This window comes from Streptomyces sp. B8-7 (assembly GCF_058833805.1).
Genome location: NZ_JBYRRL010000004.1, coordinates 335,183 through 358,034, shown reverse-complemented (window position 1 = coordinate 358,034; position 22,852 = coordinate 335,183). Strand labels below are relative to the sequence as shown.

Annotated in this window: 14 protein-coding genes; 11 read left to right on the top strand and 3 right to left on the bottom strand. The window is 73.5% G+C overall.

Annotated features, from left to right (window positions below; genetic code table 11):
- Positions 1-460: 460 nt before the first annotated feature.
- The 6 genes from AC5K6T_RS21475 (at position 461) to AC5K6T_RS21450 (ending at position 10,957) form a co-directional block, all read left to right on the top strand.
- Positions 461-2,251, top strand: a complete 1,791-nt coding sequence (locus tag AC5K6T_RS21475; protein WP_493211349.1) for a S9 family peptidase — start codon at positions 461-463, stop codon at positions 2,249-2,251.
- A gap of 776 nt (positions 2,252-3,027) precedes the next feature.
- Positions 3,028-4,563 carry an alanine/glycine:cation symporter family protein gene (locus AC5K6T_RS21470; protein ID WP_493211348.1) on the top strand — a complete coding sequence of 512 codons (1,536 nt, stop codon included), beginning with the start codon at positions 3,028-3,030 and terminating at the stop codon, positions 4,561-4,563.
- 253 nt (positions 4,564-4,816) lie between these two features.
- Positions 4,817-6,103, top strand: a complete 1,287-nt coding sequence (gene nhaA, locus AC5K6T_RS21465) for a Na+/H+ antiporter NhaA (RefSeq protein ID WP_493211346.1) — start codon at positions 4,817-4,819, stop codon at positions 6,101-6,103.
- A gap of 380 nt (positions 6,104-6,483) precedes the next feature.
- Positions 6,484-8,592: a peptidoglycan recognition protein family protein gene (locus AC5K6T_RS21460; protein WP_493212163.1), complete on the top strand. Its 2,109-nt coding sequence runs from the start codon at positions 6,484-6,486 to the stop codon at positions 8,590-8,592.
- 270 nt (positions 8,593-8,862) lie between these two features.
- A complete protein-coding gene (locus AC5K6T_RS21455; RefSeq protein WP_493211344.1) occupies positions 8,863-10,242 on the top strand; it encodes a TrkH family potassium uptake protein in 1,380 nt (459 codons plus the stop codon).
- Positions 10,235-10,957 (top strand): potassium channel family protein, encoded by a 723-nt coding sequence (locus AC5K6T_RS21450; protein ID WP_493211343.1) that lies wholly within the window; start codon positions 10,235-10,237, stop codon positions 10,955-10,957. The genes AC5K6T_RS21455 and AC5K6T_RS21450 overlap by 8 nt, the downstream gene beginning before the upstream one ends.
- 17 nt (positions 10,958-10,974) lie before the next feature.
- On the opposite strand, the gene AC5K6T_RS21445 is transcribed toward AC5K6T_RS21450, so the two are convergent.
- A complete protein-coding gene (locus tag AC5K6T_RS21445) occupies positions 10,975-11,511 on the bottom strand; it encodes a MerR family transcriptional regulator (RefSeq protein ID WP_493211342.1) in 537 nt (178 codons plus the stop codon).
- Between the two features lie 544 nt (positions 11,512-12,055).
- On the opposite strand from AC5K6T_RS21445, the gene AC5K6T_RS21440 reads away from it, so the two are divergent.
- From AC5K6T_RS21440 to AC5K6T_RS21425, 4 genes are all read left to right on the top strand, one after another.
- A complete protein-coding gene (locus tag AC5K6T_RS21440) occupies positions 12,056-13,546 on the top strand; it encodes a SulP family inorganic anion transporter (protein WP_493211341.1) in 1,491 nt (496 codons plus the stop codon).
- A gap of 418 nt (positions 13,547-13,964) precedes the next feature.
- Positions 13,965-15,197, top strand: coding sequence for a cation:proton antiporter (locus AC5K6T_RS21435; RefSeq protein WP_493212162.1), 1,233 nt, complete (start codon positions 13,965-13,967; stop codon positions 15,195-15,197).
- Positions 15,198-15,617: 420 nt separating this feature from the next.
- Positions 15,618-15,989, top strand: a complete 372-nt coding sequence (locus AC5K6T_RS21430; RefSeq protein WP_493211340.1) for an RNHCP domain-containing protein — start codon at positions 15,618-15,620, stop codon at positions 15,987-15,989.
- Between the two features lie 26 nt (positions 15,990-16,015).
- Positions 16,016-16,435 (top strand): RNHCP domain-containing protein, encoded by a 420-nt coding sequence (locus AC5K6T_RS21425; protein WP_493211339.1) that lies wholly within the window; start codon positions 16,016-16,018, stop codon positions 16,433-16,435.
- 224 nt (positions 16,436-16,659) lie between these two features.
- Here the strand turns inward: AC5K6T_RS21425 and AC5K6T_RS21420 are convergent, their stop codons facing one another.
- The gene (locus tag AC5K6T_RS21420; RefSeq protein WP_493211337.1) at positions 16,660-17,721 is read right to left on the bottom strand and encodes a PucR family transcriptional regulator; all 1,062 of its coding nucleotides are present in this window, start codon (positions 17,719-17,721) and stop codon (positions 16,660-16,662) included.
- A 248-nt stretch (positions 17,722-17,969) separates the two neighbouring features.
- Positions 17,970-19,934, bottom strand: a complete 1,965-nt coding sequence (locus AC5K6T_RS21415; RefSeq protein WP_493211336.1) for an NAD-binding protein — start codon at positions 19,932-19,934, stop codon at positions 17,970-17,972.
- Positions 19,935-20,768: 834 nt separating this feature from the next.
- Here AC5K6T_RS21415 and AC5K6T_RS21410 point away from each other — a divergent pair.
- A complete protein-coding gene (locus tag AC5K6T_RS21410) occupies positions 20,769-22,796 on the top strand; it encodes a flotillin family protein (protein ID WP_493211335.1) in 2,028 nt (675 codons plus the stop codon).
- Positions 22,797-22,852 lie beyond the last annotated feature (56 nt).

Here is a 22,852-nt window from a genome sequence, read left to right as displayed (position 1 = left end):
CCTCCCGTCACCCTCGCCGGTCCGGACCCGGCGGGGCGGCCCGGGCGCCGGGCGTGGGGCCGCCGGTTGCGGTGGCCCCCGGGGCCCGGTGGTTCCCCGGGCGCCGGCCGGCGCCCGGGATCTCCCGGACGACGGCGCCGGGGGCGGCGCCGGGGACGCCTTCGGATTCCCGTCAGCGAACCGGCGGTGTCCACGGCGCGCGGGGTGGCGCAGGGCGTGGACTCGCAAGGCGGGCAGGGGAGTTCGGCGGGGCGGTGGCGGGGGCCGGGGCGCTGGGCGGCCGGCCGCGTTGCCCGGGTGTGAACGAGTGGTTCCGCTTGTCCGCCGGGCGCGCCGGGCGGCCCTGTGACGCCGCGGTTGCACCGCGTTATCCCCCTATGCCGGAGCTGGGGAGAAGCGGGGCGCGGAACCATCCCGGGATGCGCTGAACGACCCGCTCCCGATCGGGTTACATAGGGGCATGAGCAGCGACGCAGAAGCCATGCCCGACTGGGAGAAGCGGTTCCGTGCACCACGGGTCTCCCTGCCCGACTGGGCCGAGGACGCCCCCGACCGCTCCCTGTTCGTGTCGAACGCGACGGGGACGTACGAGTTGTACGCCTGGGACCGGTCCACCGGCCGGCAGCGCCAGGTGACCGACCGGCCCAACGGCACCACGGACGGTGTGCTGACCCCGGACGGCGCCTGGATCTGGTGGTTCGACGACAAGGACGGCGACGAGTTCGGCGTCTGGCGGCGGCAGCCGTTCGGCGGCGGGGCGGACGAGCCCGCCGTGCCGGGTCTGGCGGCGTCCTACCCGGCGGGTCTGGCGCTCGGCCGGGACGGCGGCACCGCGGTGGTCGGGCGGTCCACGGACGACGAGGGCACCACCATCCACCTCGCGCGGGCCGGCCGGGCCCCGGTGGAGATCTACCGGCACCGGGAGTCCGCCGGGGTCGGCGACCTCTCCCACGACGGCACGCTGCTGGCCATCGAGCACACCGAGCACGGCGACGCCATGCACTCCGCGCTGCGGGTGACGCGCCTGGACGGCACGACCGTCGCCGAGCTCGACGACACCAAGAACGGCACCGTCGAGCTGGGCCTGGAGGTGCTGGGTTTCGCGCCGGTCGACGGCGACACCCGGCTGCTCGTCGGGCACCAGCGCCGCGGCCGCTGGGAGCCGCTCGTGTGGGACGTGGTCTCCGGCGAGGAGACCGACCTCGCGCTGGACCTGCCGGGCGACGTCAGCGCCGAGTGGTACCCGGACGGCGGCGGGCTGCTCATCGCGCACAGCTTCGAGGCCCGCAGCGAGCTGCTCCGCTACGACCTGGCCGGCCGCGAGCTGGTGCGGGTGGACACGCCGCCCGGCACCGTCTCCGGGGCCACCGCCCGGCCGGACGGCAGCGTCGAGTACCTGTGGTCGTCGGCGGCCGTGCCCTCCGTCGTCCGCTCCACCTCCGGCGGCGTCGTGCTCGACCCGCCCGGCCTGAAGTCACCCGGCTCGGTACCGGTGGAGGACGTGTGGGTGGACGGGCCCGGCGGCCGTATCCACGCCCTCGTGCAGAAGCCCGCCGGTGCGAGCGGACCGCTGCCCACCGTCTTCGACATCCACGGCGGGCCCACCTGGCACGACAGCGACTCCTTCGCCGCGGGCCCGGCGGCCTGGGTGGACCACGGCTACGCCGTCGTACGCGTCAACTACCGCGGGTCCACCGGCTACGGCCGCGCCTGGACCGACGCCCTCAAGCACCGGGTCGGGCTGATCGAGCTGGAGGACATCGCCGCGGTGCGGGAGTGGGCCGTCGCGTCCGGCCTCGCCGACCCCGCCCGTCTCGTGCTGACCGGCGGATCCTGGGGCGGGTACCTCACCCTGCTCGGCCTCGGCACCCAGCCCGACGCGTGGGCGCTCGGGATCGCCGTGGTGCCCGTCGCCGACTACGTGACGGCCTACCACGACGAGATGGAGGCGCTGAAGGCGATGGACCGGACCCTGCTCGGGGGCACCCCCGAGGAGGTGCCCGAGCGGTTCGAGGCGTCCTCTCCGCTGACGTACGTCGAGCAGGTCAAGGCGCCGGTGTACATCTCGGCGGGGGTCAACGATCCGCGTTGTCCCCTTCGGCAGATCGACAACTACGTCAAGCGGCTGGAGGCTCGTGGCGCGGTCCACGAGGTGTACCGGTACGACGCGGGTCACGGATCGCTGGTCGTCGACGAGCGGATCAAGCAGGTGCGGCTGGAGCTGGAGTTCGCGGGGCGGCACCTCGGGTAGGCGCTCCGCCGGAGGGGGCGGGGTTCCGCCGTCGGGGCGCGTGGGGTGGGTGCGGGGCCCGTGGTTCTCGCGGGGTTCCCCGCGCTCCTGTCGGGGGTGCTGGCGGCCGGCGGCGGGTGCCGCGCCCGGGGCGGCCGGGTCGCGCGGTTCCTCGCGCTCCTTCCGGGGTGGTGCGCGCGGCCCTTGCCGGGGTGGTGGCGGTCGTCGGGACCGTGCGGGAGTGTGGTGGTTCCCCGCGCGGCTTCCCGCGCCCCGCCGCGGGGACGGACGGTGTCCGGGAGGGCCGGGGGGAGGGCGTGGGGGGTGTCGCCCGGGTGGCCGGGAGTGCGGGCGGTGCCGGGGGGTGGACGGCGGGCGTGGCCGGGGTGGCCGGAAGGTGACGTGTCGGGGTGGCGGCCGACGGGGTAGATGTCAGTAGCGTTCCGACTTCAAGCCCCTGACCTGCGGAAATAAGTGTCCCGTGAACGGATGTAGGTGTCCGGATAACGGTCGTGTCACGCGCCCTGGCATTTCGTGAGATCACCGTGAGTTGTGTGGGATGCATCACACGCAGGTGGGGGGCGCGTGTGTTAGGAATGCGCAACTCCGCAGGTGGCACCAGCCCTTGTTCAGCCTGCGGGGGCCGGTGTCCCGCCGGCAGCACGACCGAGGTGATCACGCTCCGAGTCCGGGGGCGTGAACTCCTCACCGCCGACCGGACAACGGCGTTCGCTCAAAGACCGCACCCTCACCGGCGCACCTCCCGCGCGTCGCTTCTGCGTTACTGAGGTCCCCACGTGTCACTCGATTCCTTCACCCAGTCCGTCGACGACGCCGTCAGCGGCTTCTTCGAGCCGATAGCCGCCAAGCTCGGCGAGATCGTCTTCTATTCCGTGCACGTCGGAGGTACCGACCTGCCCCTGATCGTGGCCTGGCTCGTCGTCGCCGGCCTCGTCTTCACGGGCTGGTTCGGCTTCGTCCAGATCCGCAAGTTCCGGCTCGCCCTGAACGTCGTGCGCGGCAAGTACGACGAGAAGGGGTCGACCGGCGAGGTCAACCACTTCCAGGCGCTGACCGCGGCCGTCTCCGGCACGGTCGGACTCGGCAACATCGCCGGTGTGGCCGTCGCCGTCTCGATCGGTGGCCCCGGCGCCACGTTCTGGATGGTCCTCTGCGGCCTGCTCGGCATGGCCACCAAGTTCGTCGAGGTCACCCTCGGCGTGAAGTACCGCGAGGTGCACCCCGACGGCAGCGTCTCCGGCGGCCCGATGCACTACCTGCCCAAGGGCCTGACCGAGCGCTTCGGCAAGAACGGCAAGACCCTCGGCAAGGTCCTGGCCGTCCTCGCCTCCTTCATGGTGCTGTTCTTCGGTCTCTTCGGCGGCAACCTCTTCCAGGTCAACCAGTCCTACGCCCAGCTCGTCTCCGTCACCGGCGGCGAGGACGGCGTCATCGGCTCCTCGGCCGGCGCACTGTTCTTCGGCCTGCTGATCGCCGCGCTCGTCGGCATCGTGCTGCTCGGCGGCATCCGCTCCATCGCCTCCGTCACCAGCCGGCTCGTGCCGTCCATGGCGGGCATCTACATCGCCGCCTGTCTGATCGTCATCCTGGTCAACGTGACCGCCGTCCCGTCCGCGATCTCCACGATCATCGAGGGCGCCTTCAACCCGCAGGGCGTCGCGGGCGGTGTGCTCGGCGCACTGATCATCGGCTTCAAGCGGGCCGCGTTCTCCAACGAGGCCGGTCTGGGCTCGGCGCCCATCGCGCACTCCGCGGTGAAGACCAAGCACCCCGCGAGCGAGGGCCTGGTCGCCCTGCTGGAGCCGTTCATCGACACGGTCGTCATCTGCACCATGACCGCGCTGACCATCGTCATCGCCAACCCGGCCAGCTGGGCCGAGGCCCGCGCGGGCGAGTCCATCGGCGGTGTCACCATCACCTCGGACGCCTTCGAGACGGTCCTGCCCTGGTTCCCGTACATCCTGACCGTCGCGGTCATGCTGTTCGCCGTCTCCACGGTGCTGACCTGGGGCTACTACTGCATGAAGGCGTGGACGCACCTGTTCGGCCGCAGCCGCGCCAGCGAGCTGAGCTTCAAGGTCTTCTACACCCTGTTCGCGGTCGCGGGCGCCCTGCTCACGCTGCAGACGCTGATCGACATGGCCGACGCGGTGCTGTTCATGCTCGCCGTCATCAACATCATCGGCCTGTACCTGCTCGCGCCGATCGTCAAGCGGGAGCTGAACTCCTTCCTCGCCTGGGCCAAGAAGCGCGACGCCGGTCTGGACCCGGACGAGGACGCCGACGAGGAGTCGGTGGAGGCCACCGTCTGACCTCCCGCCGGCCGTCCCCCGCCGCCCCGCGGCGGTCCGGCACCCGGTAGAGGGTCTGCCCCACCGAGCTCCACGGTGGGGCAGACCCTCTCGCCCGTTCCAGCAGGTGAGAGACGCCCTGGTGAGACCCCCGGCCACCCGTTAGGGTGTGAGCACGCATCGCGGCTGAGCGATGCCGGTGTGCCGGGAAGTCTGGTCGGCGTCCGTGGGGCCTGTGCGCCCGCCGCCGAAACGCCCCGGAGGATTCCTTCCCATGAGCCAGGCACGCCCCCGCAAGACCGTACTCGGCCTGGTCCCCTGGCCCGAGCGGCAGGCGGTCGCCGAGGCCCTGCGCACCGAGACCATCGGCGGGCTCGTCCTGCTCGCCGCCGCCGTCGCCGCACTCTTCTGGGCGAACAGCCCGTGGAGCGCCTCCTACGAGTCCCTGCGCTCCCTCCACTTCGGCATTCCCGCCCTCGGGCTCGACCTGTCCGTGGAGCACTGGGCGGCCGACGGCCTCCTCGCGGTGTTCTTCCTCGTCACGGGCATCGAGCTCAAGCGCGAGTTCGTCGTCGGCGAACTGCGCACCCCCGCCACCGCCGCCCTGCCGGTGGTGGCCGCCCTGTGCGGCATGGCCGTCCCGGCCCTGCTCTACACCCTCACGGCCAGCATCGGCGGCGGCAGCCTGCACGGCTGGGCCGTCCCCATGGCCACGGACATCGCCTTCGCGCTCGCCGTCCTCGCGGTCATCAGCACCCATCTGCCCGCCTCCCTGCGGGCGTTCCTGCTCACCCTCGCCGTCGTCGACGACCTCGGCGCGATCCTCATCATCGCGGTCTTCTTCACCTCGGGCCTCAACTTCTGGGCCCTCGGCGCGGCCGTGGCCGGCCTGGCCCTCTTCTACCTCCTGCAGCGGCTGCGGGTGCGCGGCTGGTGGTTCTACGTGCCGCTCGGCGTCGCCATCTGGGCGCTGATGTACAACTCCGGCATCCACGCCACCATCGCCGGCGTCGCCATGGGCCTCATCCTGCGCACCACCCGCGACCCCGGCGAGGACGCCTCGCCCGGCGCCCGCGTCTCCCATCTCGTGCACCCCTTCTCGGCGGGCGTCGCCGTCCCCCTCTTCGCGCTGTTCGCCGCCGGCGTCGCCGTGACCGGGGACGCCCTGGCCCGCGTCTTCAGCGACCCCGAGCCGCTCGCCGTGTTCGTCGGCCTGGTCGCCGGCAAGGTCCTCGGCATCTTCCTCGGCACCTACGCCGCCGTCCGCTTCACCCGCGCCCGGCTCAACCCCGAACTCGCCTGGGCCGACATCCTCGGCATCGCCGTGCTGGCCGGGATCGGCTTCACCGTGGCCCTGCTGCTGGGCGAGCTCTCCTTCGAGGACCACACCCAGGTCGAACACGTCAAGGCGGCCGTCCTCATCGGCTCCCTGACCGCGGCCGCCCTCGCCTCCGTGCTCCTGCGCCGCCGCAACCGCGTCTACCGGCGGATCTGCGAGGAGGAGGACCGCGACGTGGACGGCGACGGCATCCCGGACATCTACCAGACCGGCGCCCGCTGACCGGCGGGGCATCCCGCCCCGACCGCGAGGGGACCCGCCCGCCGCGGGGCCGCCGGTGGCTGCCCCGCCCGGCGGCGGCCGTCCCCGCGGCCAGGTCCGGCCGATCGTCACAGAACGCCCCTTTCCCGCAGAAGCCGACCATCAGGCGCATCACCTGACAGAACATCACCGCGCCGGCCGTCCGTGACGCGGCCGCCGGTGATCCAGGTCACTTCAACTCCGCACGGTGTAACGTTCGTTGGCTGCTCCACGCTGGAACAGCCGGGCCACCCGTGTGTCTGGTGAGGCCCGAGTGACTTCTTTCTGCGGCCCCAGGGGCCCTTCTGTGGGGGTAACACGTCGTGAGTCGTCGTGCGTCGCATGCGTACCGACCTCTGAGCATCAAGCGACGGGCGTGGCTGACGCTCGGCGCGGTGGTCCTGGGCGGCGGGGGCATCGTGTCGTATGCCGCCGCCAGCCCGTTCGCCGGTCATGGCGGACACGGACCCGATGTCCGGTCCAAGCGGCCGGCCAAGGTCTACGACCTGGCACTGAAGAGCACCGGACGCGGCAAGCGCGAGCTGCCGCGGACCGAGACCAAGCAGTTCTCCCTGCTGGGCGTCTCCTGGAAGGACGCCGACAAGGAGCTCGACGGCCGCGTCCAGGTGCGCACCCGCGACGCCGGGACCGGTGACTGGACCGGCTGGCGGGACCTGGAGACCGGCGTCGACCCGGTGGAGGTGCCCGAGGGCGAGTCGGAGGCGCGCGGTGCCTCCGAACCGCTGTGGGTCGGCCCGTCCGACGGTGTCGAGGTCCAGGTCGTCCACGCCGACGGCTCCACCGCCGCCGGCCTGCCCACCGGGTTCGAGGTCAACCTGATCGACCCGGGTGTGACCGCGGCCGAGGCGAGGACCGAGCCCGCGGCGTACGAGCTGTCCCCCGCGGCCCTCTCCGCGGGCGCCGCCGCCGGCCTGCCCGCCGCCGCGGCGGACGCCGCACCGCAGCCCCCGGTGGTCGCCCGCGCCGACTGGGGCGCCGACGAGTCCATCAGCCCCGAGGCGCCGGACTACAACGCCGACGTCAAGGCGGTGTTCGTGCACCACACGGCCGGCAGCAACGACTACACGTGCGCCGACTCCGCCGCCATCGTGCGCGGCGTCTACGCGTACCACGTGAAGACCAACGGCTGGAAGGACATCGGCTACAACTTCCTGGTCGACAAGTGCGGCACCGTCTTCGAGGGCCGCAAGGGCGGCATCGACCAGCCGGTGCTCGGCGCGCACACCTACGGCTGGAACCGCGAGTCCGCGGGCATCGCCGTGCTCGGCGACTACTCCACCACCGGCGCCCCCGAGGCCACGCTGGACGCGGTCGCGAGGGTGGCCGCCTGGAAGCTCGGCCTGTACGGGCTCGACCCCGCCTCCACCGTGCAGCTCACCGCGGGCGCGACCCAGACGAACTACATGAAGCGCAGCTTCACCACGGGCAGCCTCTACACGTTCGACCGGATCTCCGGGCACCGCGACGGCTTCAACTCCGAGTGCCCCGGCACCTCCCTCTACGGCCAGCTGCCGGCCGTCCGGGCTCTCGCGGGCGGCCCGGTGGAGGGCCTGAAGGTCACCTCGATGAGCGGCGCCGGACTGTCGGGCCAGACCTACTACACCAAGGGCAAGGTCACCGTCCGCTGGTCGGCCGAGACGCCGGCCTCCCTCATAGGCGGCTTCGACGTGCTGGTCGACGGCGAGGTCGCGGCGAGCACCGACGGCTCCGCGACCTCCGCGGCCGTCACCCTCGCCGCGGGCAGCCACACCGTCGCCGTGCGGGCCACACACCTCTCCGGCCGCAGCGCGACCACCGCCCCGCTGACCGTCGTGGCGGAGACCACCGCACCCACCTTCACGACCACGCCGAAGCTGTCCCTGCGCGGCGGCACCGTCAACACCGGCGCGGTCCCGGTCACGCTCAACTGGAAGGCCGCCGACAACGCCGCCCTGCGGTACGTCAAGCTGCTGTCCCCCTACTCCAGCACCTACGGCCCGGCCAGCACGGTCTCCTACCGCACCGCCAAGTCCGGCACCGCCACCGCCTGGTCCATGCGGGCCTACGACTACGCCGGCAACTCCCGCACCTCCTCGCCGTCGTACACGCCGGTGATCCTGCAGGAGACCTCCGCGGCGAAGACCGGCAAGTGGACCAGCCGCTCCTCCGGCAGCTACCTGGGCGGCAAGTCGTACTCCAGCTCCGCCAAGGGCGCGAGCCTCACCTGGAGCTTCACCGGCCGCTCCGCCGCCTGGGTGGTGTCCCGGGCCTCCGGCTCCGGCCAGGCGTACGTCTACGTCGACGGCAAGAAGACCGCGACCGTCGACCTGAAGTCCTCCGCCGTGAAGTACCGCCAGGCGATCTGGACGAAGACCTGGCCGAGCAGCGCCCGGCACAGCGTCAAGATCGTCGTCGTCGGCACCAAGGGCCGGCCCACCGTCACCACCGACGGTCTCGTCCACCTGAAGTGAGCCTCCGGCACCCGCGGTGATCCGCCGCCCGTACCCGGAGTGATCCGCCTGCGGGACGGGACGGGGCGGAGCCCGCCCCGTCCCGCAGGGGCCCGAGACCCGTCGGGCCCCTGCGCCGTGTGCGGGCCGCACGCCGTCCGCAGGCCGGTTCTCCGGCGCGTCCGCCCGACCCGGGGCGCACCCGCCGGGCGGGGCCGCGTAATCTGTGCGGCCGGGTCTTGACGGAGCACCGACGACAGCGGCCGTCACCGGTGGAGAGGGAGACGGCGGGTGGCGGGACCGGTGACACGGACACGGGCGGGGACGTCGCTGCTGGCGGCCCATCCCGCCCGCGCGGTGGTCCTGTCCTTCGCCTGCGTGACCCTGGCCGGCACCCTGCTGCTGTCGCTGCCCGTCGCCGCCGCCGACCACACCTCCACCGGCCTGGTGACCGCGCTGTTCACGGCCACCTCCGCGGTGTGCGTCACCGGCCTCGCGGTGGTGGACACCGGCACCCACTGGAGCGGCTTCGGCCAGGGCGTCATCCTCGCGCTGGTCCAGATCGGCGGCTTCGGCATCATGACGATGGCGTCGCTGCTGGCCCTGCTGGTCTCCGGGCGGCTGCGGCTGCGGATGCAGCTGACCGCCCAGGCCGAGACCCGCAGCCTCGGCATCGGCGACGTACGCCGGGTGCTGCTCGGCGTCGCCGCCATCACCCTCGGCACCGAACTCGTGGCCGGCACGGCCCTGGCCCTGCGGTTCCGCCTCGGCTACGGCGAGAGCACCGGCGACGCCCTCTACACCGGCCTGTTCCACGCCGTGTCGGCCTTCAACAACGCCGGGTTCGGGCTACGCCCCGACAGCCTCGTCCGCTACGCCCAGGACCCGTGGGTCCTGCTGCCGATCGCCGCCGCGGTGATCCTCGGCGGCATCGGCTTCCCCGTGCTGCTGGAACTGCTGCGCCACCGCCGCCGCCGTCTCGCCACCGGCCGCCGCAACTGGACGCTGCACACCCGCCTCACCCTCGTCACCACCGCCGCCCTGCTCGCCGTGGGCACCGCGCTGACCTGCCTGCTGGAGTGGAGCAACCCCGGCACCCTCGGCCCGCACGGCGTGGCCGGGAAGGTCCTCGACGGCTTCTTCCACTCCGTGATGAGCCGCACGGCCGGCTTCAACTCCCTCGACGTGCACGCCATGCACGCGTCGACGCTGCTGACGACCTGCATGCTGATGTTCGTCGGCGGCGGCAGCGCCGGCACCGCGGGCGGCATCAAGGTCACCACCTTCGCGGTGCTGGCCGCCGCCATGGTCGCCGAGGTGCGCGGCGAGCCCACCTCCTCGGTGCTGGGCCGCCGGCTCGGCCCGCACGTCCTGCGCCAGGCGCTGACCGTGGCGCTGCTGGGCGTCGGACTCGTCATCGGCGCCACCCTCGCCCTGCTCACCCTCACCGAGGACGCGCTGGAACCGGTCCTGTTCGAGGTCGTCTCGGCGTTCGCCACCGTCGGCCTGTCCACCGGCATCACCGCGGACCTGCCGGACTCCGGCCGGCTGCTGCTGGTCGGCCTGATGTTCGTCGGCCGCCTCGGCCCGATCACGCTCGTCTCGGCCCTCGCGCTGCGCGAGCGCACCCGACGCTACGAACTGCCCGAGGAGCGACCCGTCATTGGCTGACTTCCTGCACTCCCTGCGCCGGCGCGGCCGCAGGCGCCTCGTCGACGCCTCCCGCCGCGACGGCGGCGACCAGCGCGTCGCCGTCATCGGGCTGGGCCGCTTCGGCCACTCCCTGGCCGGTGAGCTGATGCGGCGCGGCTGGGACGTCCTCGGCCTGGACACCGACCCGCGCCTGGTCCAGAAGTACAGCGACGGCCTCACCCACACCGCCGTCGCCGACTGCACGGACCCCGAGGTGCTCCGCCAGCTCGGCGTCCACGAGTTCACCAGCGCCGTCGTCGGCATCGGCACCGACATAGAGGCCAGCATCCTGGTCAGCTCCAACCTGCTGGAGGCGCAGGTGCCCAACATCTGGGCCAAGGCCGTCAGCCGCCAGCACGGCCAGATCCTCGAACGCCTCGGCGTGCACCATGTGGTGCTGCCCGAGCACGAGATGGGCGAACGCGTCGCCCACCTGGTCACCGGCCGGATGCTCGACTTCATCGAGTTCGACGACGACTACGCCCTGGCCAAGACCGTCGCCCCGGACGCCGCCACCGGAGTGCCCCTCGGCGAGAGCCATGTGCGCGGCCGCTACGGCATCACGGTCGTCGGGATCAAGCGCCCCGGCGAGGACTTCACGTACGCCACCGCCGAGACGGTGGTGCAGAAGGGCGACGTGATCGTCGTCACCGGCAAGACGCGCGCCGTGGAGGCCTTCGCGGAACTGGGCTGAGGCGGCCGGCCACCGGGTCAGCGAGGTGCGCCCGCGGCGGTCCCGCCGCGGCCGGCCGGCGCCGCCGGCACCGGGCCCGCCGCCCCGCCCCGGTCCGGGGAGGGGCGCCGTTCCAGGCGGGCGCGCAGCGTCGCGGCGAAGTCCTCCGCGCGGGCGAGCTGCAACCGCAGCCGGCCGACCTGCTCCGCGGTGGCCCGCTCGTACGCGCGCACCCGCTCCAGCAGGTCCTCCCGCTCGCCCGCGGCCGGGTCGCCGGACGCGGCGGCGGGGCCGTCGTCCGGAAGGAGGGCGCCGCCCGGGGAAGGCGCGTCGAGCGCGTCCAGACGGTCGGTGGCGTCGAGCAGGTCGCGCATCTGGTCCAGGGTGAAGCCCAGCGGCTTCATCCGGCGCACCACCATCAGCCGCTGCACGTCGTGCTCGGTGTAGAGGCGGAAGCCGCCCTGCGAGCGGGCGGAGGGGGTGACGAGACCGGTCTCCTCGTAGTGGCGGATCGTCCGCAGGGACAGCTCGGTCCGTGCGGCGACCTCGCCGATCCGCATGTGCTTGCCGTCCATGCCCCTGGTCCCTGGTCCTCTCGTGCTGCGGCACCGGCGTGGCCCGGCGGCGAACGCGGTCGTGGTGAGCGTGCCGGGGCGCCGGAGCCCCTCGCGCCGCCGGCGGTCGCGGTCCTCGTGCCGGCGACGGTCGCGCTCCTCACTCCCGCGGGCGGTCGCGGCCCGGAGGGCGCCGCCGATCCCTACCCTAACGTTAGGGTAGAGTTGCGACGGCGCGGGCCGCGCGGTGCTGCCCCGCCGCTGCCGTACCGGGGCCGGTGCCGCCCCCGGTGAAGTTCCGATTCCGCCGGAGACCAGTGTGGGCGAGCCGACGACGGCCGGTGCCGCCTGCCCGCCGTGACGCTCCGCCCCCGGACACAGACCGCCCCCTCACCCCCGCAGGGCTGCGCCTGAGTCCCTTCCCGACCTCCGGCTCCGTGCCCATGGAGCCGCCCGCGGGGCGCCGGCCCGGCCCCTCCGCGTCCCTCCCGCACGCCCCGGCCCGCCGCACGGGGAGTGCCCGAGCCCGACAGGTTCCGCTTCGTTGTCTGCTGCTGCTTCCGCTGTGTCCCCGGCCGCGCGCCTGCGCGGTCTGAAGCCCGACTGGCTGTCCGATCCCAAGGTCTGGCGCACCGAGGTGCTGGCGGGCCTGGTGGTCGCGCTGGCGCTGATACCCGAGGCCATCTCGTTCTCGATCATCGCCGGGGTGGACCCCGCGCTCGGCCTGTTCGCCTCCTTCACCATGGCCGTGACGATCGCCGTCGTCGGCGGCCGGCGGGCGATGATCTCCGCCGCGACCGGCGCCGTCGCACTCGTCATCGCGCCGCTCAACCGCGAGCACGGCCTCGGCTACCTGATCGCTGCCGTCATCCTGGCCGGTGTCTTCCAGGTCGTCCTGGGCGCGCTCGGGGTGGCGAAGCTCATGCGGTTCATCCCGCGCTCGGTGATGGTCGGCTTCGTCAACTCGCTCGCCGTCCTGATCTTCATGGCCCAGGTGCCGGAGATGACCGGTGTCCCCTGGCCGGTCTATCCGCTGATCGCCGCCGGCCTGCTGATGATGGTGTTCTTCCCGAAGCTCACCAGCGTGGTCCCGGCCCCCCTGGTGTCCATCCTCGTGCTGACCGTGATCACGGTCGCGGCGGGCATCGCGGTCCCCACCGTCGGCGACAAGGGGGCCCTGCCCTCCTCGCTGCCCGTGCCGGGCCTGCCGGACGTGCCGTTCACCCTGGACACGCTGACCACGATCGCCCCGTACGCGTTCGCGATGGCGCTCGTCGGGCTGATGGAGTCGCTGATGACCGCGAAGCTGGTCGACGACATCACCGACAGCCACTCCGACAAGACGCGCGAGTCGGTCGGCCAGGGCGTCGCCAACATCGTCACCGGCTTCTTCGGCGGCATGGGCGGCTGCGCCATGATCGGCCAGACCATGATCAACGTGAAGGTGTCGGGTGCCCGCACCCGGCTGTCCACGTTCCTGGCGGGCGCCTTCCTGATGGTGCTGTGCATCGTGTTCGGCCCGGTGGTCTCCGACATCCCGATGGCCGCGCTCGTCGCCGTCATGGTCATGGTGTCGTTCGCCACGTTCGACTGGCACTCCGTGGCCCCGAAGACCCTGCGGCGGATGCCGGCCGGCGAGATCGTCGTCATGGCCGTCACCGTCGCCTGCGTGGTCGCCACCCACAACCTCGCCATCGGCGTGGTCGTCGGCTCCGTCACCGCCATGGTGGTCTTCGCCCGGCGCGTCGCCCGTCTCGCCGACGTCACCGCCGTCACCGACCCCGACGGCAGCACGGTCGTCTACCGGGTGACCGGCGAGCTGTTCTTCGCCTCCTCCAACGACCTGGTCGGCCGCTTCTCGTACGCCACCGACCCCGGCAAGGTCATCGTCGACCTGTCCGACGCGCACATCTGGGACGCCTCGTCCGTGGCCGCCCTGGACGCGATCGAGACCAAGTACGCCCAGCGCGGCAAGAGCGTCGAGATCATCGGGCTGAACGACAGCAGCGCCCACCTGCACGACCGGCTCAGCGGGGAACTCGCCGTCGGACACTGAGCGACCGGCCCGGGCGACCGGCTCGGGCGACCGGCCCGGGCGGTCGCCCGGGCTCGGAAGGGGCCGCAACGGGCTCCGGGGCGGGGCCGGTTCGCCTCCGGCCGCCCGGTTCCCGCGCCCGCCCGGCCGTGTTCCTTGCGCCCGCCCCGGCCGTGTTCCCCCCACCCGCCCGCCCGTGTTCCCCCCACCCGCCCGCTCGTGTTCCCCCACCCGCCCGCTCGTGTTCCCCCACCCGCCCGCCCGGTTCCTCCCCGCCCCGGCCGGCCGTCGTTGCCGGGGCACGGCAACCTCCGCCGCCCCCCCGATGCCCGTCAGGGATCTGTCAAAGACGTGTCAAGGGCAGGTAAGGTTCCCCCTGGTGTGCCGGGAAGTCGGGTCGGCGATGTGAGGACAAGTCTCTCTTCGATCGGGGCCCGTGATGGTACTGGTGGTGGTGTTCGGCGTCGCGCTGCTCGTGGCGGTGATGTTGTCGGGTCTGGCGGCCCGGACCGTGCTGTCCACGTCCTTCCTCTTCCTGGTCGGCGGCGCCCTCGTCAGTGACGGCTTCCTCGGTCTGATCCACATCACCCCCGACAGCGAGATCGTGTCCGTCACGGCCGACCTGGCGCTGTTCGCGGTGCTGTTCACCGACGGCATGCACGTGGCACTGCCCAAGCTGCGCGCCAACTGGCGCAACCCGGCCCGCGCCCTGGGCCTGGGCATGCCGCTGGCGTTCGTCTTCATGGCGCTGATCACCCACTACCTGGTGGGCCTGGACTGGACGACGTCCTTCCTCGTCGGCGCGGTGCTGGCGCCGACCGACCCGGTGTTCGCCTCCGCGATCGTGGGCCGCGCCGAGGTCCCGGCCAAACTGCGGCAGCTGCTGAACGTGGAGAGCGGCATCAACGACGGGCTCGCCCTGCCCGTGGTGCTGATGCTGATCGCCGCGGCCGGCCCCGCCGCGGGCAGCGCGGAGGCCACCTCCGGCGAGATCGCCCTGGAACTCCTGCTCGGCCTGGTCTTCGGTGTCGTACTGCCGCTGCTGGTGAACGCCCTCGCCCGGTTCCCGCTGCTGGGCGCGGAGCCCAAGCTCCAGCCGCTGCTGCCGCTGGCCACCGGGATCATCCTGTACGCGGCCTGCCACCTCACCCACGCCAACCCCTACCTGGCCGCGTTCTCGGCCGGCGCGGTGCTGGTGCACGTCTCGCCCGAGGCGAAGGCGTCCTTCGAACCGCTCGGGGAGGCGCTGGCGGAGCTGGCGAAGTTCGCGGCGCTGCTGGTGTTCGGCGCGCTGCTCACCCCGCAGCTGTTCGGGGACCTGTCCTTCGGCGGCTACGTCGCCGTGGTCCTGGCCATCGTCCTGATCCGCCCGGCCTCGCTGCTCATCTCGCTGCTCGGCACCCGCATCTCCCGCAAGGAGAAGCTGGTCGCGGCGTGGTTCGGCCCGAAGGGCTTCGCCTCGGTGGTGTACGGGCTGCTCGTGCTGCAGTCCGGCATCCCGCAGGCGGAGGAGGCGTTCACGCTCATCGCGGTGTGCATCGCCTTCTCGATCATCGCGCACAGCTCCACGGACGTACCGATCGCGCGCGCCTTCGACGTCGAGGACCTGGCGGGCATCCCGGACGACGACGAGCCCGCCCCGCCGCGCCCCAAGGCCCCGGCCGACGCCTGAGCCGGTCTGCCCGCCTCCGGCCCCGGACACCGAGCCGGCCGTCCCCGTCGGCCCCCTCGGTGTCCGGGCGTCCCGCCGGACGGGTACGACCGGGGCGGGCTCCCGGGGCCGGGGCGCGTCGAAAATGCGTTGACGTCCCCGGCAGGCCCCTTGTTAGCCTCATCGGGCCGTTCTGCTTCGTACCGGGCCCGTGCGCCCTGGAAAAGGGGTGCTTCATGACCTGGTCCGCGCCGAGTGCGCCTCGCCGTACCGCGTAACCGTCCGCAGTCTTCCGCCGCCCGCTCGTCCGGGCGGCTGCCGGACGGCTTCTCCGGTGCTCCGACCTGCCCGTCCGCCGCTCCGTGGCGCTGCCGGGCCCTCCGACGAGGCCACTCGGCCTGCTCTTGCTGTCATGACAACGTCCCAGCAAGGAGCGTCCGGGTGTCCAGCCACACCACCCACACCACCCACACCCTCAGCCTCGGTACCTTCACCTGCCTCCGGTGCGGGCTGACCGTGTCCGCGTACGCCGCCGACGGCGCGCCGCGCAACCACTGCCCGTCCTGCCTGCACTCCCGGCACGTCCTCGACCACGTCGAGGGCGGTCCGAGCGACTGCGAGGGCCGGATGTCCCCGATCGCCGTCGCCGTGCTCCGCACCGGGGACTGGAGGGTGATCCACCGCTGCGTGCGGTGCGACGAGCTCACCTCGAACCCGGTCTGCACCGACGACAACCAGCTCGTCCTGATGCGCATGGCCGTCCGCCCGCTGGCGCAACCGCCTTTCCCGCTCGAAGCGTTCGGAACGCTCTGACCGCCCGACGGGGAAGGAGCACCGCCATGTCGCGCAACAACCGCAGCAGTCGCGGGCGGCGCCGTCCGCAGCGGCACAAGGACGTCCTGCACACCCGGGGAGGGCACCGGGCGAACGACTTCCGGTGCGTCTCCTGCCGGCTGGACGTCTCCCCGGCCGCACCCGGCACCGCGCACCGCAACCACTGCCCCCACTGCCTCGCCAGCCTGCACGTCGACCGGAAGACGCCCGGCGACCGCGACGCGGACTGCCGCGGCCGGATGGAGGCGCTGGGCATGTCCGTCCGGCCGGACGGCGAGTGGATGATCATCCACCAGTGCGCCTCCTGCGGCGAACTCAGCGCCAACCGCATCGCCGGGGACGACAACCCGCTCGCCCTGGTCCGCCTCGCCCTCAGACCCCTCACCGACCCCGGGGCCGCCGGCCGTGTCCTGCTGACCCTGTGACCCGGCCGCGGCATTGCCCTCACCGCGCAGCCCCGGGCCGCCGGCCCGGGGCTGCGTCAGGTCCGGCAGCCGCGTGACCACGCGGCGCCGCCGTGCCGCCGCAGCCACGTGTCCGGGCGGTCGCCCGGCACCGCAGCCCGGGTGCTCCCGGCCGCGGCGTCCGGGCAGGTCCCGGTGCGGCGGCGGCGTTCCGCGCGGAGACCGCTCACGGCGTTCGCAGGCCGTCAGACGTCGTCGTCGGGCCATCCCAGCAGCCGGGCGCCGATCACCGCGGTCTGCAGGGTGTAGCGGTGGACGGAGTCGGAGGGGTCGGCGCCGGTCAGCTTGTGGATGCGTTCCAGGCGGTAGGTGAAGGCCCGCACGCTCAGGCTCAGCCGCCGGGCCGCCTCGGCGGCGACACAGCCGGCGTCGAAGTACGCCGTCAGCGTGTCGATGAGCGGACGGGCACCTCCGCGGGCCAGTTTCAGCGGGCCGAGCGTGTTCTGCACGAGGTCGGCCATGGCCTGCCGGTCGCGGCTGAGGACCGGATAGACCAGCAGGTCCGCCGCACGCAGCACCGGCTCCTGGATGTGCAGCCGCCCGGCGAGATCGAGGGCGTTGAGGGCCTCCTCGTAGGAGTGGACGACGCCGCCCGCGCCGGGATGGGGGCGGCCGACGGCGACCTGGCCGCCGTCGGTGGCCGCGTACGCCTGCTTGGCGAAGAACGACAGCACGTCGTCCTGGTCTCCGGGCGCCACGCAGACCAGCCTGCCGTCCTTGGTGGTGAGCAGGATGCGCCGCTCGCCGAACCGGGCCACCACGGCGCTCTCCACCTGCCGGGCGGCCGGATCGGCGTCGTCGACCGACACGGCGCCCTGCGCGACGGCCACGGCGTGCGCGCGGGACAGCAGCAGACCGAACCGCTCGGCCCGCTCCGCCAGCCGGCCCAGGTCGCTGCGGCCGTACAGCAGGTCGTCGACGAACTCCCGGCGGACCGCCTCCTCCTGCCGTACGGCGAGCAGCTGGGCGCGTTCGTGGCCCTCGGCGAAGGCGTCGACGGCCTGCTCGACCGCGGCGAGAGCGTGCGGGCCGGTGCCGTCCGGCAGCGCGGGCCAGGCCTCGCGGGCCACGGAGATGTGCCGGCGAACCAGCGCGCGCAGACCGAAGCCGGCCTCCGCCGCGCGCTCCCCGCGGGCCCGCAGCGACTCCAGCTCCTCGCGGGTGAGGCGGCGGCCCGTCGCGCACACCTCGGCCAGAGTCCGGGCGTAGCCCTCCAGATACTCGTCGGGTATCTCCCGCCCCTTCACGCTGTCCTCCGTGGTGCCGGCGCCGTGCGGCCGCCCCCTCGGCGCCGCCGGACCAGCCTGGCAGATCACGGCGGCACCGGGCAGCCCGGCCGGCCGGGGGCCCGCCGTACGGTGCCGTGGAGTGCGGTGCCGTGGAAGGCTCCGCGGCACGGCACGGCACGGCACGGCACGGCGCGGCACGGCACGGCGTGGCACGGCGCGGCGCACGCCGTACGGCCGGGTGCCTCCCGCGGCGCGGCGGGGCCTTCTCAGGGTTGTCCGGCGGGCCCGGTCCGGGCGGGTGTCTGGGTGGCGAGCAGCTCGGCCAGGCCCTGGCGGGTCGCGGCGAGCACCACCCGGTCGCGGGAGTGCAGGACATAGCCGGGGTGCAGGTCCCACAGCAGGCCGCCGGAGTGCTCCCGGCCCTCGTGGGAGGGCGTCACCGCGAGGTCGGGCAGGCGCTCGCCGGGGGCGGTGGAGTCCACGGCCAGGACCCGCCAGCCGCCCGCACGGAACGACTCGGCCACGGTCCGGCCCTCCAGCTGGGGGTGGTCCGCCACGTTCAGCGCGGCGAACACCAGGACGCGCCGCTCGACCGGGATGGCGCCGAGGATGCGGCGGCCCATCATGGCCCCGGCGAAGGCGGGTGCGGCGAGGGTGGAGACACTGCGGCTGCGGGTGAGGGCCTCGGGGTGGGCGGCGCGCAGCGTGCGGTACACGGCGGTGGCGAAGTCGTCGTCGTACAGCCGCAGCGACACCCGGACGCCGGGGGCCACGGAGCGGGCGTACAGGGCGGCCTCCAGGTTGGTGCTGTCGTTGCTGGTGACGGCGAGCAGCGCGTGGGCGCGGTGGATGCGGGCGGCCTCCAGGACGCCTTCCTGGGTGACGTCGCCGACGACGGTCGGCACGTGCAGCCGCCGGGCGAGGGGGATGCCGCGGGCGTCGGGGTCCTCCTCCACGCACACCACGGGGATGTCGAGTTCGTGCAGCCGGGCCAGGACGCGGGTGCCGACCTTGCCGAGGCCGAGCAGGACGACGTGTCCGGACAGTCCGCGCGGCGGGCGGCGCAGGGTGGCGGCGTTGCGGAAGGTGCCGAGCCCCTCCAGCACGGCGGCCAGCAGCACGGGCAGGATCAGCAGCCCGGTCAGTCCGGAGAGCAGTTGCAGGACCTGGCGGGGCACGGGTTCGTCGACGGCCGGGTCGCCGATGGCGAAGATGTCGAGGAGCGTGAGGTAGGCGGCGTGCAGCGGGTGTTCGCCGGCGGTCAGCCAGGACGCCACCGCTATGCCCAGGACGCTGAGCACGAGCCCGGCCAGGGACCAGCGCAGCCGGCGTGAGAACAGGGAGCCCAGCGGCAGTCCGCGCCCGGTGAGGCGGCCCGGCGGCCGGCGGTCGGCGGCGGTGACGGTCTCCAGCACGACCGTGCCGCGTCCGGTGGCCGCGGCCACGGCGTCCTCGTCCGGCAGCAGCAGCGGCCCGTCCTGGCCGCTGGCGTCCGAACCCTCGGTGCCTGCCGGGTCGTTGGCGGTGGAGGAGAGCAGGGCGAGGGTGCACAGACCGGGGTCGGCGACCTCGCCGGGGCGTGGCGGGGTGCGCTCCACGGCGCGCAGCAGCAGTCCGTCGGCCTGGACGACCTTGCTGGTTCCGGTGACGGCGGTGGCCACGAGGGAGGGGGCGGCGGTGTCCGCGTCGGACAGCACGGTGGTGGAGGTGTCGAGGACGGCCGGGTCCAGGCCGGGCGAGGCGACGACGGCGGCCTGGTCGAGCACGTCGGCGAGGTGCTGGCCCAGTTTGCGGTCGTAGAGGCGGATGACCAGGCGCAGGCGGGGGTTGAGGCGGCGGGCGGCGAGCGCGGCGCGGATGTTGGTCTCGTCGTCGTCGTGGACGAGGGCGAGGGCGTCGGCCCGGGTGACGCCCGCCTCGTCGAGGGACCGCTCGTCGAGGACGGGTGCCTGGAGGATCCGCACACCGGTCGACGGGTCGGTGCCGGGGGCGCGGTTGACCGCCGCCTGCATACGGGCGAGCAGCGCGGCGGCGCCCGCCCAGCGCGGTGTGGCGCCGCCGGGAGTGCCGGTGCCCGGCAGGGACGGTACGACGACGGTGACCTGGACCCGGTACAGCTCGCGCAGTTCGGCGGCGAGCCGCCCGGCGAGGGCGTCGTCCCCGGCCACGATCATGTGGCCGGGCAGCGTGCGGTGCCGGGTCTGGTCGGGCAGTGAGGGGACGCGTCTCATCGGCGGACCGCCCCGGCGGCCGGCGGGTGCGGGCCGGCCGCCGGGCCTGGCGCGCGGACGGACGACGTCCTACTGTCAACACGGCCTGGACGCACCTGCGTTCCTCCCCGTCTGCCGATACCGAGCGGCCGCGTGCGGTGGTCGGTCGTGCTGCGGCCGCCTCGATCATGACGCACCGTCGGACGGGACGGGAGCACCTCCCCCCGGGGACGTCCTCTCGCGAGCCGTGCCCGCCGGGAGGGGGCGCCGTGCCCGCCGTGCCCCGCGGTCGGCTCGCACGGTCCAGGCCCGCGTCGCCGGGCCGCGCGGGCCGCCTGCCGGTGCTCGGCAACGAGGCGGCCCGTGGCGGACGTTGCCGCCCGCGGAGGCCGGCGCACGGCCGCCCGCCGGGTCGCTGTCCGGCATGAAGGAGGCCCCAACACTGCCGGATCACGGCAGTGCGCCGGACGGGCCGGCCGGGCCAGGATGAGTGCGGCAGAAACACGGGGAGGGTTCCGGTGCCGTGCCCGGCGACGGGTGCGGCGCCCGGAACCCGCGGACACGGGTACGGGAGGTGCGGACATGGCGCAGGTCGACGCGGTGTCCGCCGCCACCCGCTGCCCGGTCCCGGGGATGCCCTCGGTTCCTGCCGCCGGGCCGTGCCGCGGCCGCGGCGGGTTCGGCGGGCCGGACGGGGCGAGCTGCGCTCCGTACGATCCCGGCAGTCGCCCCGCCCGCCCCGCCCGCGGCTGATCCGCCGCCAGGCGTCACTCCAGGACGCCGCGGCCCGCCCTCGCGCGGGCCGCCCCGCCTCCTCGCCGAGGCGTCCCTTCCCGCAGACTTCGAGGACCCCTCATGGATTTCGTCACCCTGGGCATCGGCCTGCTCGTTTGCCTCCTGCTCCTGGCCGTCGTCGCCCGGTTGTTCCGCAAGGTGGAGCAGGGCAAGGCGCTGATCGTCTCCAAGATGCGCAAGGTCGACGTGACCTTCACCGGGCAGGTCGTGCTGCCGGTGCTGCACCGGGCCGAGCTGATGGACATCTCGGTGAAGACCATCGAGATCACCCGGGCCGGCAAGGAGGGGCTGATCTGCAGGGACAACATCCGCGCCGACATCCGCATCTCGTTCTTCGTCAAGGTCAACAAGACCGTCCACGACGTCGTGAAGGTGGCGCAGGCGGTCGGCACCGCGCGGGCCAGTGACCGGGAGACGCTGCAGGAGCTGTTCCACGCGAAGTTCTCCGAGGCGCTGAAGACGGTCGGCAAGCAGATGGACTTCACCGACCTCTACACCAAGCGCGAGGAGCTGCGGTACCGGATCATCGAGGTCATCGGCGTCGACCTCAACGGGTACCACCTGGAGGACGCCGCGATCGACTACCTGGAGCAGACCCCGGTCGGCCAGCTCGACCCGTCCAACGTCCTCGACGCCCAGGGCATCCGCAAGATCACCGAGCTGACGGCCGTGGAGCACGTGCGCACCAACGAGGCGCAGCGCACCGAGGAGAAGGAGATCACCCGCCAGAACGTCGACGCCCGCGAGGCCATCCTGGAACTCGAACGGCGCCAGACGGACGCGGAGATCAAGCAGCGCCGGGAGATCGAGACCGTGCGGGCGCGGGAGGAGGCCGAGACGGCCCGGGTGGTCGAGGAGGAGCGGCTGCGCGCGCAGTCCGCGTTCCTGAAGACCGAGGAGCACCTCGGTGTGCAGCGGGAGAACCAGGCCCGCGAGGTCGCGGTGGCGCAGAAGAACCGCGAGCGGGTCATCGCCGTCGAGAACGAGCGGATCGAGAAGGACCGGCAGCTGGAGGTCATCGCCCGCGACCGGGAGACGCAGCTCACCCAGATCGCCGCGTCGAAGGAGGTCGAGGCGGAGAAGCGGGAGATCGCCGAGGTCATCCGGGAGCGGGTGGCGGTGGACCGTACGGTCGCCGAGCAGGAGGAGTCCATCAAGCGGCTGCGTGCCGTGGAGGAGGCGGAGCGGGAGCGCCAGGCGCTGGTCATCGCCGCCGAGGCGGAGGCGCAGGAGAAGCTGGTCAAGGACATCAAGGCCGCCGAGGCCGCCGAGCAGGCGGCGGTGCACCGGGCCGCGGAGGAGCTCACCCTGGCCGAGGCCCGGCTGAAGAGCGCCGACCTCGACGCGCAGGCCAAGCTCAGGATCGCCGAGGGCGTCCAGGCGGAGGCCGCCGCCGAGGGACTGGCGGCCGTCCGGGTCCGCGACAAGGAGGCGGACGTCATCGAGAAGGCCGGCCGTGCGGAGGCCGAGGCGGCCGGGGCGCGGATGCGGGCCGAGGCGGAGGGCGCCCGTGCGAAGGCGCTCGCCGAGGCGGAGGGCGTCAGCAGCCGGCTGAAGGCGGAGGCGGCGGGCCTGACCGAGAAGGCGGCGGCGATGGCCGCGCTGGACGAGGCGTCCCGGGGCCACGAGGAGTACCGGCTGCGGCTGGAGGCGGAGAAGGAGATCCGGCTGGCCGGGCTGGACGTGCAGCGGCAGGTCGCCGAGGCGCAGGCCACGGTGCTGGCGACCGGGCTGGAGAACGCCGACATCGACATCGTCGGCGGGGAGTCCGCCTTCTTCGACCGGCTGGTCGGGGCGATCTCGCTGGGCAAGGGCGTGGACGGGTTCGTCCAGCACTCCGAGACCGTGCAGTCCCTCGCGCGGCCCTGGCTGGACGGCTCCGCGGACTTCACCGAGGACCTCGGCCGGATGCTCGGCTCGGTCTCCACGTCCGACGTGCAGAACCTGACCGTGTCCGCGCTGCTGATGAAGCTGATGCACAGCGGCGGCGCGGACTCCGGCGCCCTGAAGCAACTCCTCAGCAAGGCGGGCGAGCTGGGGCTCGCAGACACCTCGCTCGCCGCCCTGAACGGCAGCGCACGGCGCTGACCGACGACGGTCCGGAGCTGCCGCACAGGGGACGGCAGCTCCGGACCGTACTTCTC

What these genes read in the sequence shown, in the direction of transcription:
- AC5K6T_RS21475 (WP_493211349.1), top strand. Translation starts at nt 461, where the DNA reads ATGAGCAGCGACGCAGAAGCCATGCCCGACTGGGAGAAGCGGTTCCGT.
- nhaA (WP_493211346.1), top strand. Translation starts at nt 4,817, where the DNA reads ATGAGCCAGGCACGCCCCCGCAAGACCGTACTCGGCCTGGTCCCCTGG.
- AC5K6T_RS21445 (WP_493211342.1), bottom strand. Translation starts at nt 11,511, where the DNA reads ATGGACGGCAAGCACATGCGGATCGGCGAGGTCGCCGCACGGACCGAG.
- AC5K6T_RS21435 (WP_493212162.1), top strand. Translation starts at nt 13,965, where the DNA reads ATGGTACTGGTGGTGGTGTTCGGCGTCGCGCTGCTCGTGGCGGTGATG.
- AC5K6T_RS21425 (WP_493211339.1), top strand. Translation starts at nt 16,016, where the DNA reads ATGTCGCGCAACAACCGCAGCAGTCGCGGGCGGCGCCGTCCGCAGCGG.
- AC5K6T_RS21415 (WP_493211336.1), bottom strand. Translation starts at nt 19,934, where the DNA reads ATGAGACGCGTCCCCTCACTGCCCGACCAGACCCGGCACCGCACGCTG.
- AC5K6T_RS21410 (WP_493211335.1), top strand. Translation starts at nt 20,769, where the DNA reads ATGGATTTCGTCACCCTGGGCATCGGCCTGCTCGTTTGCCTCCTGCTC.